At 32.8% G+C, this 15,774-nt stretch carries 16 protein-coding genes and 1 pseudogene; 5 read left to right on the plus strand and 12 right to left on the minus strand.

All coding sequences use genetic code 11. The features are described from left to right. The first annotated feature begins 3 nt into the window (after nucleotides 1–3). On the plus strand, nucleotides 4–1,173 hold the full coding sequence (locus LX95_RS11805; RefSeq protein ID WP_111541661.1) for a THUMP domain-containing class I SAM-dependent RNA methyltransferase: 1,170 nt from the start codon (nucleotides 4–6) through the stop codon (nucleotides 1,171–1,173). 213 nt (nucleotides 1,174–1,386) lie between these two features. Here the strand turns inward: LX95_RS11805 and LX95_RS11810 are convergent, their stop codons facing one another. From LX95_RS11810 to rlmD, 3 genes are read right to left on the minus strand one after another with little or no spacing between them, the layout of a single operon-like run. Next, nucleotides 1,387–2,112 carry a DUF6048 family protein gene (locus tag LX95_RS11810; protein ID WP_111541662.1) on the minus strand — a complete coding sequence of 242 codons (726 nt, stop codon included), beginning with the start codon at nucleotides 2,110–2,112 and terminating at the stop codon, nucleotides 1,387–1,389. Next, the gene (locus LX95_RS11815) at nucleotides 2,078–2,605 is read right to left on the minus strand and encodes a DUF6452 family protein (RefSeq protein ID WP_146240784.1); all 528 of its coding nucleotides are present in this window, start codon (nucleotides 2,603–2,605) and stop codon (nucleotides 2,078–2,080) included. The genes LX95_RS11810 and LX95_RS11815 overlap by 35 nt, the downstream gene beginning before the upstream one ends. Beyond that, nucleotides 2,605–4,017 (minus strand): 23S rRNA (uracil(1939)-C(5))-methyltransferase RlmD, encoded by a 1,413-nt coding sequence (gene rlmD / locus LX95_RS11820; protein ID WP_111541686.1) that lies wholly within the window; start codon nucleotides 4,015–4,017, stop codon nucleotides 2,605–2,607. Before rlmD ends, LX95_RS11815 begins: the two co-directional genes overlap by 1 nt. Before the next feature lie 142 nt (nucleotides 4,018–4,159). Here rlmD and rocD point away from each other — a divergent pair, with 142 nt between their 5' ends. Then, the gene (rocD, locus tag LX95_RS11825; RefSeq protein ID WP_111541664.1) at nucleotides 4,160–5,410 is read left to right on the plus strand and encodes an ornithine--oxo-acid transaminase; all 1,251 of its coding nucleotides are present in this window, start codon (nucleotides 4,160–4,162) and stop codon (nucleotides 5,408–5,410) included. A 72-nt stretch (nucleotides 5,411–5,482) separates the two neighbouring features. Here rocD and LX95_RS11830 read toward each other — a convergent pair whose 3' ends face one another. Genes LX95_RS11830 through LX95_RS11840 form a run of 3 tightly spaced genes read right to left on the minus strand, consistent with a single transcriptional unit; the run spans nucleotide 5,483 to nucleotide 8,107 of the window. Then, nucleotides 5,483–5,818, minus strand: coding sequence for a CCC motif membrane protein (locus LX95_RS11830; protein WP_111541665.1), 336 nt, complete (start codon nucleotides 5,816–5,818; stop codon nucleotides 5,483–5,485). A 37-nt stretch (nucleotides 5,819–5,855) separates the two neighbouring features. Beyond that, a complete protein-coding gene (locus LX95_RS11835; protein WP_111541666.1) occupies nucleotides 5,856–6,131 on the minus strand; it encodes a DUF2752 domain-containing protein in 276 nt (91 codons plus the stop codon). Nucleotides 6,132–6,139: 8 nt separating this feature from the next. After that, on the minus strand, nucleotides 6,140–8,107 hold the full coding sequence (locus tag LX95_RS11840) for a T9SS type A sorting domain-containing protein (RefSeq protein ID WP_170116614.1): 1,968 nt from the start codon (nucleotides 8,105–8,107) through the stop codon (nucleotides 6,140–6,142). 101 nt (nucleotides 8,108–8,208) lie between these two features. On the opposite strand from LX95_RS11840, the gene LX95_RS11845 reads away from it, so the two are divergent. Both LX95_RS11845 and LX95_RS11850 read left to right on the plus strand, forming a co-directional pair. Then, a complete protein-coding gene (locus tag LX95_RS11845) occupies nucleotides 8,209–8,403 on the plus strand; it encodes a hypothetical protein (RefSeq protein WP_111541668.1) in 195 nt (64 codons plus the stop codon). Continuing rightward, complete coding sequence (locus LX95_RS11850; RefSeq protein WP_111541669.1) at nucleotides 8,396–8,926, plus strand: Smr/MutS family protein; 531 nt, start codon at nucleotides 8,396–8,398, stop codon at nucleotides 8,924–8,926. Before LX95_RS11845 ends, LX95_RS11850 begins: the two co-directional genes overlap by 8 nt. Before the next feature lie 3 nt (nucleotides 8,927–8,929). Here the strand turns inward: LX95_RS11850 and LX95_RS11855 are convergent, their stop codons facing one another. Next, complete coding sequence (locus LX95_RS11855) at nucleotides 8,930–9,901, minus strand: hypothetical protein (RefSeq protein ID WP_111541670.1); 972 nt, start codon at nucleotides 9,899–9,901, stop codon at nucleotides 8,930–8,932. Between the two features lie 108 nt (nucleotides 9,902–10,009). Between LX95_RS11855 and LX95_RS11860 the strand changes: the two genes are divergently transcribed. Beyond that, the gene (locus tag LX95_RS11860) at nucleotides 10,010–11,158 is read left to right on the plus strand and encodes a cysteine desulfurase family protein (RefSeq protein WP_111541687.1); all 1,149 of its coding nucleotides are present in this window, start codon (nucleotides 10,010–10,012) and stop codon (nucleotides 11,156–11,158) included. Nucleotides 11,159–11,987: 829 nt separating this feature from the next. On the opposite strand, the gene LX95_RS11865 is transcribed toward LX95_RS11860, so the two are convergent. The 5 genes and pseudogenes from LX95_RS11865 to LX95_RS14650 all read right to left on the minus strand — a co-directional run. Beyond that, complete coding sequence (locus LX95_RS11865; protein ID WP_245924770.1) at nucleotides 11,988–12,545, minus strand: helix-turn-helix domain-containing protein; 558 nt, start codon at nucleotides 12,543–12,545, stop codon at nucleotides 11,988–11,990. Nucleotides 12,546–12,854: 309 nt separating this feature from the next. Continuing rightward, nucleotides 12,855–13,157 (minus strand): hypothetical protein, encoded by a 303-nt coding sequence (locus LX95_RS11870; protein ID WP_111541671.1) that lies wholly within the window; start codon nucleotides 13,155–13,157, stop codon nucleotides 12,855–12,857. Nucleotides 13,158–13,522: 365 nt separating this feature from the next. After that, nucleotides 13,523–14,098, minus strand: coding sequence for a hypothetical protein (locus LX95_RS11875; protein WP_146240785.1), 576 nt, complete (start codon nucleotides 14,096–14,098; stop codon nucleotides 13,523–13,525). A gap of 3 nt (nucleotides 14,099–14,101) precedes the next feature. Then, nucleotides 14,102–15,505 carry a hypothetical protein gene (locus tag LX95_RS11880; RefSeq protein WP_111541673.1) on the minus strand — a complete coding sequence of 468 codons (1,404 nt, stop codon included), beginning with the start codon at nucleotides 15,503–15,505 and terminating at the stop codon, nucleotides 14,102–14,104. Between the two features lie 4 nt (nucleotides 15,506–15,509). Further along, nucleotides 15,510–15,774 (minus strand): annotated as a pseudogene (locus LX95_RS14650) (hypothetical protein); the annotation flags it as partial.

The following is a 15,774-nucleotide window of genomic DNA, read 5'->3' on the forward strand; positions in this document are numbered from 1 at the left end:
TATATGGAAAATAATTATAAAATGGTGGCAAAAACCCTTTACGGATTTGAGCCTTTATTAGCGAAAGAATTAAAGAATTTAGGTGCAATAGATGTAAAAGAAGGTGTGCGAAACGTAAGCTTTTATGGGGATAAAGGTTTTATGTATAAAGCCAATTTAGGTCTAAGAACCGCCATTAAAATATTAAAACCCATTAAAACTTTTAAAGTTTTATCTGAAGATGAACTTTATAAAAAAGTTTATGCCATAGATTGGTCGCAATATCTAAGCAATAAAGGTTCTTTAGCTATAGATGCTACTGTGCATTCTACACGATTTACTCATAGTAAGTTTATTGCGCTAAAAACTAAAGATGCTATTGTCGATTTGTTTAGAAATACTACAGGATTTCGACCTAGTGTAGATTTAGATTTTCCAGATTTACGCATCAACGTGCATATAGAAGATACGGTTTGTACGATTTCTTTAGACAGTTCTGGTCAGTCTTTACATAAAAGAGGATATAAAACAGCCACCAATATTGCACCTATTAATGAAGTTTTAGCTGCAGGAATGCTATTGATGAGCGGTTGGGATGGTCTGTCAGATTTTATTGATCCTATGTGCGGAAGTGGTACTATTTTAATTGAGGCCGCTATGATTGCTTGTAATATTCCGCCAAATTTGAATAAAAAAGAATTTGGTTTTGAAAAATGGCAAGATTGGGATGTGGATTTATTTGAAAAAATAGAAGCTTCTCTATTGAGTAGAATACGTGGTTTTGATCATAAAATTATTGGATACGATAAAGCGCCTTCTGCCGTACATAAAGCTTTAGATAACGTAGAAAATGCCAATTTATCTGAATTTATATCCATAGAGCAACAAGACTTCTTTAAAACTGAAAAAAATACTGAAGGTCATTTACATATGGTCTTTAATCCGCCTTATGGTGAACGATTAGAGCTATTGAACCTTGAAGAATTTTATAAAGACATAGGAGATACGTTGAAGCAAAGTTATCCTGGAACACAAGCTTGGTTTATTGTTTCTAATATGGAAGCGATAAAAAATGTTGGTTTAAGACCTTCTCGAAAAATTAAGTTGTTTAACGGAAAGTTAGAGTCTCGTTTGTTAAAATATGAGATTTATGAAGGGACTAAAAAGGTACATAAAATACAGAAAAATGATTAAGAATAGAGATAGTTATTAGTTAAGCTGAGGACTAATTCTACATTATGTGCTCGTTCAAGTAATAAATTAATAAAAGAGAGGGAGAATAGAGATAGTGAAATATAAAAGTAGGAGAAAACCTTGAACCTAAAAGATAAGTTTAGTTTTCTTTTGAGTATAATGTCTTTTTTAGATTATAATAATAGAGGAAAAGTTTATCGCAAAAATTTTTTATCAATCTAAGGGTTTTAACTTCTTATCTTTTTTAACCACAGGAATAAGATAAGAAAGAGAATAGCCCCAACCTACACCAAAACTACTACTGTCATAGGTTCTATGAAAACCAGGGATGTAGAGATTGTCATAATCATCTGGTTTTTTGTCGCTAATCATTACTTTTAATTGTACGTGAACGCTTAAAAAGAGGTTATTTAAAACCTCGGTTTTTAAACCAGCTTGCAGTTCTCCCCAGCTAGCATTTAACGATTTAAACTCTTGATTAGTTTCTCTAATATCTACGGGGAAATAACTGTCATTGGCATAAATAGCATACTTATTTAAAGTTTGCGAAAAGCTAGAAAAACCATACCGAATACCCACAAAAATTTCATTTTGCATATCGAGCCAGTTTTCATAGGCATTGTAATTGGCTCCAATTTTTATATAGGTTCCGCTAGCAGTTCCGTCAAGGTAAGGTTCGGTGTAATCTTTTTCTTCGATTCCTATTTCCGCAGCAGCATAATAATCTTTATACACACGATAATCACCAAGCACTTCAAAACCTTGAAAATCTTCATCTATTAAGGTACGAATAGCTTTCTGTAGATCGGCGCCTACGCGAATCCCAAACTTTTCTTTAATCACAATAGAATCTTGGCTTGCAGTTTGCTGTGCTTGCAGGCTGTTGGTTGCTAAGGCAAAAAAACTAATGATAAATAAATAAATGCGTGTCAATTTCATTGGTAATTTCATTAGGTTGTTGCACTTCTATTCTTTCTATCCAATTGGTATTGCTTCCTTCACTTACTCTACTTGCTTCAAAGCCTACAAATAGAGTTTTATAACCACAAGCTCTACTTACATATTCGACTACGGTACCGTAACTAAAATCTAGATGATCCTCATTGGGCAAGGCGTCATCTTCTCCAATTTCGGCATCTGGATCTTCTGGAGCGTTTAAGGTAAATATATAATTGGTGAAATTTGCAGTTGTCCTTAACGGAATTTTAATTAAGGTGTCGTTAATAGGAGTTTCAAAATAGTCTTCTAACAAGTTTTCTTCTTGAACTTGTAAGTTGGTTACTGCTTTAGTATTTGATGGATTTTCGTTATCTAAAAACTTAATTACCAAATGTGGCGTGGTGCTGGTCGTTTCTGAACAGATATCATCTTTTTGACATCCTGAAAAAATCAGGAAAACCATCAATAGAAAAATGTACGTGTTTTTTTTCATTATCTCAATTCTAAACAAACAACATTCTCTACGTGATGAGTTTGGGGAAACATGTCTACCGCTTGCGTTTTAGTAACTTTGTAATGTTCATCTAACAAGGCTAAATCTCTTGCTTGCGTAGCCGAATTACAACTTACGTACACAATACGTTTAGGTAAAATATTAATAATTTGTGCTACTACATCTTTATGCATTCCGTCTCTTGGCGGATCGGTGATAATAACATCTGGATGCCCATGGGTGTTGATAAAATCTTGTGTAAAGACTTTTTTCATATCACCTGCAAAAAACTGAGTGTTCTCAATATTATTGAATTCTGCATTTTTCTTAGCGTCTTCAATAGCTTCAGGTACAGCTTCTACACCAATCACCTTATTTGCTTTTTTAGCGACAAATTGAGCGATAGTTCCTGTTCCGGTATATAAATCATACACCAATTCATCCCCGCTTAAATCGGCAAATTCTCGTGTGATTTTATATAATTCATACGCTTGCGCGGAATTGGTTTGGTAGAAAGATTTAGCATTAATTTTAAACTTTAGACCTTCCATTTCTTCAAAAATGTGATCTCTTCCTTTAAAGCAAACTACTTCTTGATCGTAAATAGTATCATTTCCTTTTTCATTTACCACGTAGAGTAGGGAAGTGACCTCAGGGAATTTTTCAGCAATAAAATTAAGTAAAAGCTCTCTTTTCTCTTTGTCCTCATAGAAAAACTGTACCAATACCATAATCTCTCCTGTAGAAGAAGTTCTTATCATTAAGGTACGTAATAATCCTTCTTGCTTTCTAGCATTAAAGAAAGGTATGTTTTGTATCGTTGCAAAATCTCTAATCTCGTTTCTTAGAGCATTACTAGGATCTTCTTGTAAGTGACATTTTTTAATATCTAAAATTTTATCCCACATTCCAGGAATATGAAATCCAAGTGCATTTTTATCCGCAATAGCGATATCACTTTTAATTTCATTAAGCGTTAACCAACGGCTATCACTAAAAGAAAACTCCATTTTATTTCTGTAAAAATAAATCTCTTTACTACCTAAGATAGGAGTAATTTCTGGTAATTCAATTTTTCCTAATCTTCTCAAGTTATTTTCAACCTCTTTTTGTTTAAAATGAAGCTGAGAATCGTATTCCATATTTTGCCATTTACACCCACCACAAGTACCAAAATGCTGACAAACAGGTTCGGTTCTTCTTTCAGATAATTTATGAAAGTGCGTAGCGCTAGCTTTATAGTATGCTTTTCTTTTTTGTGTAGTTTGTACGTCGGCCACATCGCCAGGTACAGCGTTATCAATAAATACCACTCTACCGTCTGGAGCTTTGGCTATTGCTTTTCCTTTGGCACCAGCATCAATTACGTCTAAGGCTTCAAAGGCTATTTTATTGTGTTTTCTTCTTCCCATAGGGCAAAAATAGGAAGAATTTATGAAGTTGAAGTTCACAAAAGTGCTAAACATTTAGTATTTTGCAAACTTCATAATTATGGATGATTTCTCTCCATTAAGAAGGAATCAACGAAGTTAAAATTGAAAAGAAATTAAACACATGTCAGTTGTAGAAATTAAATCATCACAAGAAGCAATTGCTCTAGAAGATAAACACGGAGCTCATAATTACCATCCCTTACCTGTAGTCCTAAAAAAAGGAGACGGAGTTTTTGTTTGGGATGTTGAAGATAAAAAGTATTATGATTTTCTTTCAGCTTATTCAGCTGTAAATCAAGGTCATTGTCACCCTAGAATTGTTGGGGCTATGACCAAACAAGCCGAAACTTTAACCTTAACTTCTCGTGCATTTCATAATGATGTTTTAGGGAAATATGAAAAATTCGCTACCGAGTATTTTGGTTTTGATAAGTTACTACCTATGAATACGGGTGCTGAAGCCGTTGAGACAGCCATTAAAATCTGTAGAAAATGGGCTTACGAGAAAAAGGGAATTAAAGAAAATGAAGCGGAAATAATCGTTGCTGAAAATAACTTTCACGGGCGTACCACTACTGTAATCTCTTTTAGTAATGATGAAGGTGCACGCAAAAACTTTGGTCCGTATACTCCAGGATTTTTAAAAATAGCTTACGATGATTTAGATGCATTAGAAAAAACCTTAAGTAAAAATAAAAATATTGCAGGATTTTTAGTAGAACCTATACAAGGTGAAGCAGGGGTTTATGTTCCTTCTGAAGGTTATTTACAAAAAGCAAAAGCTTTGTGTGAAAAGCATAATGTACTTTTTATTGCTGATGAAATCCAAACTGGTATTGCTAGGACTGGAAAGTTACTGGCGGTAGATCATGAAAATGTAAAACCAGACATTGTAACCTTAGGAAAAGCAATTTCTGGCGGAGTTTATCCAGTTTCAGCAGTATTAGCTAATAATGAAGTGATGGATGTCATCCAACCAGGTCAACATGGTTCTACTTTTGGAGGTAACCCTGTTGCTTGTGAAGTTGCAATCGCGGCATTACAAGTTATTAAAGAAGAAAATCTTGCCGACAATGCCGAAAAAATGGGTGAGCTTTTTAGAGCAGAAATAAATAAATATATCGCTTCATCTAAAGTAGTTAATCTTGTAAGAGGAAAAGGACTATTAAATGCTATTGTAATTAATGATAGTGAAGAAAGTTCTACTGCTTGGGATATTTGTATGGCGCTTAAAGAAAATGGTCTATTAGCGAAACCAACTCATGGAAATATCATTCGTTTTGCACCTCCTTTAGTAATTACAAAAGAGGAAATTATGGATTGTGTTTCTATCATCGTGAAAACACTTAGAACATTTGAAGATAAAATCTAAGAACTCTCTTAGAAAAAGAAATAAAAAAACTCCGCAATGAAAATTGCGGAGTTTTTTTTTAAAAGCAAAATTCTATTGAGCAGCTTCTATTTGTTGTTGTTGCATTTCATTTGCCCATTGTTCCAAACCTTCTAAGCTTCCAAAGAAAAGAAAAGCAGCAACAAAAGATATCACTATTAGAGCCGATAAAATTAAAGCAACAATTGCTAAAATTCTAGCCGTTTTTACTTGTCCGTAATTGTCATAATTTTCTGGATTTAATAAATAAGTTTTACGGTCTTTATTTGCTAAAACAAAAGCAATAATAGACAGTACAAGACCTCCCAGACCATAACTTAAGCAGCAAGCTACATAAGATATAATAGCTAATACAAGGGCTAAGGTCGCATTTGGTAATTTTTGCGTCATTTTTTTAAGATTTAATTAGTGGTTAAATATATGAAATTTAAAGTAGGATTTTAATCAAGTAATTTACTAAAACTGTGATTACAGATATATAAGCAAGGGAAGAAACTAGCTTACTGTATAATTTTATAGGTCTTACGAAATTAATAAAAATTAATAAACCAAAAATAATCAAAGGATAAATCGCAGGAAACATAAGAAATGCTCCTTTAAAGTCTGCTTGAAACAATAAGAGTATAGCTCTTTGACTGCCACAGCCTGGACAAGGAATGTGAAAGAATTGTTTAGTTAAGCAAGGAAGCATATATTCTTCCATAACAGGTATTATCTACGTTGAAAAATGCTTATTTTTTTAGTTGTCGTGATATTATCAGTTGTTGAAATTTTAACCACATAAACTGACTCCGCAAGTTGAGAAGTTGAAAAATTATATTGACTTTGATTTCCTAAATTTCCTTGAAATAGCACTCTTTTTCCAGTCATATCATAAACTTCTACAAATTTTAAATTCTCTTGTAATGGATTTAAAATTGTCAATTGAGCATTTGTATTATTTTGAATCACATCAAAGCTTGAGGCAATTTCTTCAGAAACTTCTAAATCCTCTTCACTGTCTTTAAAAGTAAGTTCAAATCTTTCAGAGTAGTTACCTGCAGGTAATGTAATATAGAAATAACTATTTTTTATAGGATGATAAATTTCTGTTTGTTTATCATATATATATACATTCTCGGTATCAAAATTCTCAAAATTATTAATTTTAAAAGACAAGCTTCTTTGTGAAGAAAGATTTAGGTAAAGAGGGAGTCTATCATTAATATCAAACGGTCTAGTGTCAATTATATAACTATTATTATTGTGTAAAAATCCTGCATCAGAAGAAATTCCATCAAAATTAAGAGCATCCATAGCTACTTCTATATTTTTACTTGCATTTTCATTAAAAGCAAGAACAACTTGTCTTGTATATAAATCATCAAAAGCAATGTTTAATCTAAGTTTTGGTACAACATAATCGCTATCTACAAGATTTTCAATTGTATTAGAAACAGCAGTCTCTTGATTAGAATGTCGATCGAAATAAGAAAAATTATCATCTCCTTCTTTTACAAAAACTCTATGAGTATTTTTAAATTGTATAGCTTCAATTGGGTAGTCGATAGGGCTATCTCCAGTGCTTAGGTCTGGAGCATCTATAAAAAACCCTTGTCCTATAGGTAGAAACGCTCTATATATATCACTACCTGCAGCCTGTGGTTCTCCGCTACCTTCGATTACTTCACCATCATTATTATACATATAGAACGTAGGGGGCGCATAAGTTCCTAGAGAGTTACAATCTGTTCCATTAGGGGCATAAGCTCCATAACCACCACTATATTCACTAATGTTATGTGAATTAACTGAGTTATCCATATCCCAGAAATAAGCGATACCAGTTGTTGCGTTTCTTCTTTCGATAAGAGCACCATTTGTACAAGTGTTATCCACAAATTCAGTTGTAGAAGCATTTGCATTTTTGCTATTCTCTAATAAGAAATAATTTAAATTAATTGCAGATGGATAAGGATTACCTATTAAAATAATTTCATCATAATCTGTAGCTGTAGCAACAGTAATTGTACCATCATTGGGACGACCTCTAAAATCATACCTTTGAGCGCTACCGGGATTGTTAACAACTCCGTGTATCATAGTAGCATCGGTGCCACTTGTACCCTTCATAGTAAAGCCTTCTCCAGCATTAATAGTTTGATTTTCTTGAACATGAATCCAATTAGCGTAGCCAGACGTACCAGTATTAATAAATTTCCAAATCCAATATTTAGATATGGTTAAGGGATTTGCAGAGCCGTTGTAACCATTTGTTAGCTGTGTGGCGTCACTTTTTAGTCTAGAGTTAGGAAAACTTAAAGAAGCTATTCCGAATGATGTATTTCCTGCAGGATCACTGTTACCTAGTACCCCTACAGGTGATGCCCAATAATTATATTCATAATTGTCTGCCGTACCCTCTTGAAAAACAGACATAGTTCCATTTCCTTCATTATTTGAAAGTCCCGTAGTTCCTTGAATTAGTTGAGCTTCGTTTCTAAGGTATAGGTTAGCAATCTCTGTATCGTTATTTTTAGTAAAATTTGTACTTTCTTTTACATATAAAACTGTACCATCAACATATATATAGGTATTATCCGTATTTGAACCAACCTCTTCGTTAGTAGGTTTTATGGTTAATTGAGCAAAAGAATTTGCAGTAAGAAGGAGTAATAAAAATGTAGTTATATTCTTCATTATCATTAATTTGTTCAAAATTAATACTTTTATAATAATTAAGGGTAAATAAATATTAATAAAAATTATCTTTATGGCTTGTTAAAAAATAGTTTTAAAATATGCCAAAGTCTAATTTTCAGTTGTTTAGTGTTATTTTTATTCTAACAGGTGGGGGTATGCTAATATACGATATGATACAAGAAAAAGATTTAATTTATTTAAAAATTTTAGGAATTATTTTCTTAATGTTAGGGTTGTATCTATTAAATACAAAAATTAGGTCTAAAGAAGATAAAACAGAAGAAAATGATTAATGTAGGTGATTGGGTAGAAGTTTTAGATGAGGCTATCGGCGGATTCGTTCACAATATAGAAAAAGATACAGTTTTTATTGAAACTTCAGATGGTTTTCCAATGAGTTTCGATGTCTCGGAAGTAGTTAAAACTGGAAGCGAAGAAATTTCCGTTAAGGAAAATGAAATTAAAAACGCTCTAAGGGAAAAAAGTGTTGGTAAAAAACCTAAATCTATTAGTAAAAAAAGAGAAAAAGGAGTGCCTGCTATAGAAATTGATTTGCATATTGAGAAGTTAACCGATAGAAAGCATCTCGATAATTTTGATATGCTTAATATTCAAATGGATACTGCTCGGTACCGATTAGAGCATGCGATTAAAAACCGAATACAAAAATTGGTATTTATTCATGGGATAGGAGAGGGAGTCCTTAAAGCAGAACTTAACACTCTTTTTAGTAGATACGAACAAGTGAATTTTTATGAGGCCAACCCAAGAAAATATGGGTATGGCGCTACAGAAGTTTTTATTAGTCAGAATTAATATTTATTCAATTTGAGATTCTACTTCTACTGTTTTTGTCACTTGTAATTTACCCATAACTAAAGTTTCTAAAGTTATCTCTTCGTTATTGCTTGTATTTTTTAATGAAATATTTTCTGCTAAGACAACGGTTGTAAAATTTCTAGAAAGTTCATTGGCTTTAAATTCTTCGATGATTAACTCACCAGTATCTTCTGGATCTAGATAATTTGGAATCCCATTTTGATTGGTATCATCGTCAGTAGGATTTAAATTTAGATCAGGATCTTCTTCAGTAATATTATCGGCAGCATTTAGATCTTCATAACGGGTCAATATTCCGTCATTATCGTCATCGTCATCTAAGTAATTAGGGATTCCATCTTCGTCTGTATCAGGAAAAGTATCTTCGAAAGTGGGTTGGTTAGAAAGATTATTTTCTATTTGTGTAAGTACGTTATCATTGTCATCATCTTTATCTAAGTAATCAGGAACCCCGTCTCCGTCGGTATCTTTTTGAGGAGATTCGTTTTTTCCTTCTACAATATCAGTTACACCATCTCCATCAGTATCGGCATCATCACCGGTAGGTGAATTTACCGTAATATTGAAAGTAACTGTACCACCATTTGTAGAAACATACTCTTCTTTTACATTGCTTTGTGTTGGTGGGATAGTATTACAAAAATAGTCAGCAGTTATAGAACTACTTAAACTACGATATATTATTTGATTATCATCTGTTACATTATAAGTGAAAGAGGTGTCTATCGCTGTACCTTGAAAGCTTCCTGTAAAATCACCATCATTAAATTTGAAGAAAATCGTTTCATTAGGATCTGTTTCTAAGGCAAAGATTACTGTTTCAGTTTCCGTAGAACAAAATTGAAGACTTGTGTCTGAATCAAAATCGAAATTAGTAACAATAAGTTCGCCATCATCACACGAAGCTAATAAGCTTAACAACACAAAACCAAAGAAATATACGTTTTTCATAATACTTAATTTATAGCAAAAATAATCTATTGATCAATTTACAGCCAAGATTATAAAAAATAATTTAAAATGATTAGTTTTGCAGCATCAATTTCAAGACCTAATTTTATGAGAAAAGTATATTTAGATAGTGCTGCTACCACGCAAATGAGACCTGAAGTTATTGAGAAAATGACAGAAGTGATGCAATTGAGTTATGGTAATCCTTCCTCTACTCATGCTTACGGTCGTTCGGCAAAGTCTTATATTGAGAATGCTCGTAAAACGGTAGCAAAATATTTAAATGTTACTGCTTCTGAAATTGTATTTACTTCTGGAGGAACCGAAGCCGATAACTTAGCACTAAACAGTGCAGTTAGAGATTTAGGTGTCAAAAGAATTATTACTTCTAAAATTGAACATCATGCTGTTTTGTATACAGTAAATCAACTTCAACAGTGTTATGATATTGAAGTAGAATACGTTAACTTAAAAGATTGTGGAAGTATCGATTTAGATCATTTGGTGACATTAATGCAATCTAGTGATGAAAAAACTCTGGTTAGCTTAATGCACGTAAATAATGAGGTTGGGAATATTTTAGATCTTCAAAAAGTAGGGGAATTATGTCATCAAAACGGAGCTCTTTTTCATAGTGATACCGTTCAATCGATTGGTCATTATGAAATAGATTTGCAAAATACACCAGTAGATTTTACTGCAGTTAGTGCACATAAATTTCATGGTCCTAAAGGAGTTGGTTTTGCTTATGTAAGAAAGAATAGCGGACTTAAACCTTTAATTTTTGGAGGAGAACAAGAGAGAGGTTACCGTGCAGGAACAGAAAGTGTGCATAATATTGTAGGTTTAGCAGAAGCTCTTCAAATTTCTTACGATAACTTAGCTACAGAAAAGCCATATACAGAAGGTTTAAAAACCTACTTCATGGAACAATTGGAAAAAGAAATCCCTGGAGTTAAATTTAATGGAGGATGCTCAAATCTGGTAGACAGTACTTATACCCTTGTAAATGTGTGTTTACCGGTATCTAATGATAAAGCTGCTATGTTGTTGTTTCAATTAGACCTTAACGGAATAGCTTGCTCAAAAGGGAGTGCGTGCCAGAGCGGAAGTGATAAAGGATCTCATGTATTAAATGCTATTTTATCTGAAGAAGATTTGAATAAACCTTCAGTAAGATTTTCATTTTCTAGTTTTAATACAAAGGAAGAACTTGATTATGTAGTTGGTGTTCTCAAACAATTTACAGAAAATTAATTGTATAAATTAAATAAGTGAGAATTGATTAGTACTTACTAATTAGAACCTCATCAAAAGCTTTACATTAAATACTCGCGGAGATAAATAATGTCTTGTTCTGAAAGAGGTTAACCTTTTTTGGGTTAAAAATTTCATTTATCAATATCGTGAATCTCGCCGGAACATTGGCAACTTTTTTAAATAATTCCCTTCGAATTTTAAAAAAGTTGCCAACATTCCTAAGCCGTTTTCTTTTTTTAGGATTCGTACTTTATCGACTTGTATTTTTTGTGGATATAGTCTGGTGTTTCCAGTCCAAGACTCCAGTGTATTCTTTGCTGGTTGTATATTATGGTTGCTTGTTTCATTATCTCCCTGGCTAGATTTACATTTTTAATTGTTTTTTAAGTCCGAACTCATATTTAAGTATTCCGTTTATTCTTTCTGCTACCGAGTTTTCATAAGGGTTATACTGTTGGGTAATGCTGAGTTTAAAGTAGTTTTTTTGCAAAATCCGTGAATTCAGGACAACGATAGTGTATTCCCCTGTCTGAGTGGTGAATTATGCTTTTGGGCTCAAATTCCAGGTTCTTGATAGCCATGCTCAAAGCCTGCACAACAAGTGTGGCCCTCATATTATCGCCTAGGGCTCATCCCATTAGTTTCTTTGAATATGCATCGGTTATCAGAGCTAAATAGGCGTGCCCATTATATGTTTTTATATAGGTAATATCGCTAACGAATACCTGTTCACTATGTTGAATTTCTAAGTTTTTTATTAGGTTTAGGGACTTGTAGAACAGATGGTTCGAGTCAGTTGTGATGTGATATCGTTTGGTCTTTTTAACTAACATACCATAGGATCTAAGCAGGTGAAAGAGTGCGTCCCTTCCATTATACCTGATCTATGGTGTGTTTTCCTTGTTTCACGCACAAGGTCCAAGACTATTTGGTCTCTCTGCTCTTTAGCAATGTTTGATTGAATTCTTTTATAATACGCCTGTTTACTAAACCCGAGGCATTGATAGAACCATTTTATTCTGAAAGGCTTTTTCTTTTTTTCTCTATCTCTTTTGCTAATGCTTCGGGTAAGTACTTTTTTGAGAGTTGTTCCCTCTGTAACGTTCTTAAATTCAGCTATCAAATCTTGCTGAAAGTCCTTGACAAACTCTAGTTCTTCTATGCGTTCTTTGATTTTTTTAATTTGATCGTTCTTGCTCATTGCTTTGGATTTATCCTCGAAGTTACTCAATTTCTTAATCCAATAATTAATAGAGCCTCTAGAAATATTGTACTTATTTGCAGCATGATTGACAGAGATCTGTCCGTTTGCAATTTGTTTAATTATCGAAAGTTTCAATTTAAAACTTACTTTTTGGTACTGTTTTTTTTCGGCAGCTGCCATTCTTTTGTGTATCCATAAGGTGCTAAAAGTGTTTAATTTTTAGTCAACCTATTTCAGGAAAGTTCATTTCTTAAATGTGTGGCAACGAGTTTGTAGATGGAAAGTAGTGTAAAAACAAGCGCATTTTTTTCGGTTTAGAACAAGCCAAAACTTTTGTATTTTTATCTTTACTTTTCAAAAGCCAAATTAAAAGATTTGGCAACTTAATAAATATATCAAAATTTACGATTATAAAATATAATTATTGCAATAATATCTTTCTCCAATTTTATAATCGTATGTAAATAAAAAAAAGTCTCCATAATTTTTTTAAGTCGCTTTTATAGAAATTATTTCAGGGATTTCTTCTTTTAGGACTTCGTATTCTTCTTTAAAAAATAGGTTCAAGTTTTCATAAGATTGCCTTCCAGTTTTAAGTCCGTAGTTACATAGCTTAAACTCTAATCGACTGTTGTTGATTGATTCAGTAAATATATTGATGTTTTTACAGTTATCATCAGCTTTTTTTATGAAAGAATACGGAACTTTAATTTCAAAGCTATCTAATACTGTGGTCTGAAATTTGTCAGAATCGTTTTTACAAGATAGTAATGAAAAAATAGAAATAATCAATATTAAGTTTTTGAATCTAGGTATTTTTTTTCAAATTTTGCACAACGGTTCGGTATAAACAAAGTAGGCAGAAAATAGGCAGCCATCTTTCAAATTATACACAAGCCGAATTTTTACTTTTCCCTTTTTCCAGTAAAAAGCCAAATTTAAAAACTTGGCGACTTCCCAAATATACCCGAGCCTTTCGATTTAGGGCAAGCTTGCCCTATTTTTTTATACATTATTAAATGTTGGCTTTCTGCGTTTTGTTATTTAAACTATCTAAACCGAAGAATAAATGTAGTGAGCTCTTTTGCAATTTGGCCTTTAGAATTGAATGTAGCTATTGCAAATGTGCTTACAGGTCTTAATTGATTATTTTTTTATTAGTTTAAAGGAATTTTTATAGGTTTTTTAAATTTATTTTCCGAAGTTAAAAATTCAAAATTCAAGCTATCCCCTTCTATAAGAGATTTAACTAATTGTGGATGTTTACTTTTAAACTGTTCAAGCGTGCCTACAAGCAAGGTGTCTTCATTTCTTCCTTTCACTTTATCTAAATAAGATTTAAAGAAAGTTTTATTATATTTAATCGTATCAATTATGTGCTGGGAATAAATGACATATGTTTTTTTTTGTCCACTTTCAATGGTTTTTATATCATTTTGATTATTTCTAATTAAAGCCCTACCTTCATCTATATATAGTTTACTGTGCCGACCTAGTTGATTGTTGTAGATGTATGAACAAGTTACAAACTTTTCTGTTTCATCAGAATTGTTTGATATTTCAAACTGAAAAGGAATATTTATTACCCAAAATGTTTTCATTTTTTCACTATAGCGAATAACAATTTCATTACTGTTTTGAATTACTTGATTGATGTTTAAGACACCTGATTGATTTTTACAACTTGTAAATAACAAAAGAAAGAATAGGAAAAGAAGAATTGTTTTTTTCATAATTTAATAATCACAAATTATTGTATCTATTATGTCTATAGGTAGTTCTTTATTGTTATTCATTTGTCTTCTGCGTAGAACAAAAATGGGGGATTTAAAATTTTCTACAGCTGAATCGTAATCGAGAACACCCGCTAAATTTTCAAATTTCCCACTTAAAAGTTCATTTACTGTATCCTCTTGTAATGGTAATAAATCGTATTTATATTCTTTATTATGCCCCCAATCGCTAACAAATTTACGAACACCTTCTAAGCCACTCAGTTTTGCTTGAGCCAATTCCTGTTGTACGATTTCTTCCATCACGATGTCATCTTCCTCCTTCATTTCTTTCATAAGCAAACCAGCGACAGAAAAAACAAGGGCAAAAGAACCTCCAATGTTCCCAAGCCCACCAATACCCATCGAACCGAGTGGCGAATCAGTGTCCAAGCTGTCTTCCATCCCAAACTTTAAAACATCAAAAAAACCTAAGGTAGTACCAACATTTTTTAAGAATCCCAACACCTGCAATCTTTTTCCTGTTTTGGTAAAATAGTCGTACTGGCTTATTTCTTTTGTAGTCTCATTTGTATTTCCCCAGTTTTTCCTTTTTTTAAGATCTTTTAGTAAAGTGCCGTCATTGGTATAGATTTCGTCGTAATTGTAAATGTTGGCATAAGGATTTATCTGTTCACGTCCAGTATTTGTAACCAAGCTCCCTTTTTCAAGCTTGGTCATCGCTATGTTGCTTATTTCCTTGTTTATCGTGTTGTTTACAAATTTCACGGCCTTCTTGGTAAGTTTGCTTTGCACTTTTCCTTTGATAAACTTCATAGGTAGTAATGGACTACCATCATTGCTCATCAATTGGGGCAGGTTATGCCCAAAAGCTGGTGGTTTAAAATATAGTGTCCTGTCAGATTGGGCTACATTAAGATAGTTATCTGTAGAATATGGAAGTAGTTTTTTCCGCTTTCCATAAATGACTTCCCAATAAAGCTCTATGGATTCATCCAACGAAAACCAAACGTCATGATCGTCTTTTATGATTCCTTGCCATTTTTCATCAAGGAACAATTCAACGGTGGCAACCCTTTTGTTGCCTTTTTGTTCAATTGTAGCTTTTTTCACAACAGCGTCTTCTGGAAATTTACGGTCGTCTGGGTCAATAATATCGTAAAACAAGAAACCTCCACTTGCATTATAGTCATACTCCGCAAGGTTTAATTCCAGTTCCTGCCCAACTGCCAACCCCTTTGTTTCAACGTGAAAATAAACGGTTTCGCCAAGCTTTGATTTTTCCAATGGTACTTGGCCGTCCTTGTCGCTTGTCCACCAACCTTCAATAAACTCAGGTTCGGCAATATTTATGGTTACAGATTTTTTCTGTCCTTCCAATTCCACTGTAAATGTATTCTTTCCCATAAGGTTAGTTTTGTTGGTCTATAACATCGAGTACCACTTTTTCTAAATCACTTGTTACGAGATGATTTTTCAATGTATCATTTACCAATAGTTTTCCGTTGTGCTTAAAATCGTTTGTCTTGTCGTTTAGTGACAGGTTTATTTTCTTTCCTATCGCATTCTTGGTCTCAATGTGCAACCGTATTTTATTCCCAGTTTCATATTCTTCTAATTCGTTATCCTCTAAATCTGTAATAAAATAGTGAATTAGTTCCGCATCTTCTTCTATT

It is taken from the genome of Mesonia algae (assembly GCF_003253545.1).
Classification (GTDB): Bacteria; Bacteroidota; Bacteroidia; order Flavobacteriales; family Flavobacteriaceae; genus Mesonia; species Mesonia algae.

What these genes read in the sequence shown, in the direction of transcription:
- LX95_RS11805 (WP_111541661.1), top strand. Translation starts at nt 4, where the DNA reads ATGGAAAATAATTATAAAATGGTGGCAAAAACCCTTTACGGATTTGAG.
- LX95_RS11810 (WP_111541662.1), bottom strand. Translation starts at nt 2,112, where the DNA reads ATGAAATTGACACGCATTTATTTATTTATCATTAGTTTTTTTGCCTTA.
- LX95_RS11815 (WP_146240784.1), bottom strand. Translation starts at nt 2,605, where the DNA reads ATGAAAAAAAACACGTACATTTTTCTATTGATGGTTTTCCTGATTTTT.
- rlmD (WP_111541686.1), bottom strand. Translation starts at nt 4,017, where the DNA reads ATGGGAAGAAGAAAACACAATAAAATAGCCTTTGAAGCCTTAGACGTA.
- rocD (WP_111541664.1), top strand. Translation starts at nt 4,160, where the DNA reads ATGTCAGTTGTAGAAATTAAATCATCACAAGAAGCAATTGCTCTAGAA.
- LX95_RS11830 (WP_111541665.1), bottom strand. Translation starts at nt 5,818, where the DNA reads ATGACGCAAAAATTACCAAATGCGACCTTAGCCCTTGTATTAGCTATT.
- LX95_RS11835 (WP_111541666.1), bottom strand. Translation starts at nt 6,131, where the DNA reads ATGGAAGAATATATGCTTCCTTGCTTAACTAAACAATTCTTTCACATT.
- LX95_RS11840 (WP_170116614.1), bottom strand. Translation starts at nt 8,107, where the DNA reads ATGAAGAATATAACTACATTTTTATTACTCCTTCTTACTGCAAATTCT.
- LX95_RS11845 (WP_111541668.1), top strand. Translation starts at nt 8,209, where the DNA reads ATGCCAAAGTCTAATTTTCAGTTGTTTAGTGTTATTTTTATTCTAACA.
- LX95_RS11850 (WP_111541669.1), top strand. Translation starts at nt 8,396, where the DNA reads ATGATTAATGTAGGTGATTGGGTAGAAGTTTTAGATGAGGCTATCGGC.
- LX95_RS11855 (WP_111541670.1), bottom strand. Translation starts at nt 9,901, where the DNA reads ATGAAAAACGTATATTTCTTTGGTTTTGTGTTGTTAAGCTTATTAGCT.
- LX95_RS11860 (WP_111541687.1), top strand. Translation starts at nt 10,010, where the DNA reads ATGAGAAAAGTATATTTAGATAGTGCTGCTACCACGCAAATGAGACCT.
- LX95_RS11865 (WP_245924770.1), bottom strand. Translation starts at nt 12,545, where the DNA reads ATGGCAGCTGCCGAAAAAAAACAGTACCAAAAAGTAAGTTTTAAATTG.
- LX95_RS11875 (WP_146240785.1), bottom strand. Translation starts at nt 14,098, where the DNA reads ATGAAAAAAACAATTCTTCTTTTCCTATTCTTTCTTTTGTTATTTACA.
- LX95_RS11880 (WP_111541673.1), bottom strand. Translation starts at nt 15,505, where the DNA reads ATGGGAAAGAATACATTTACAGTGGAATTGGAAGGACAGAAAAAATCT.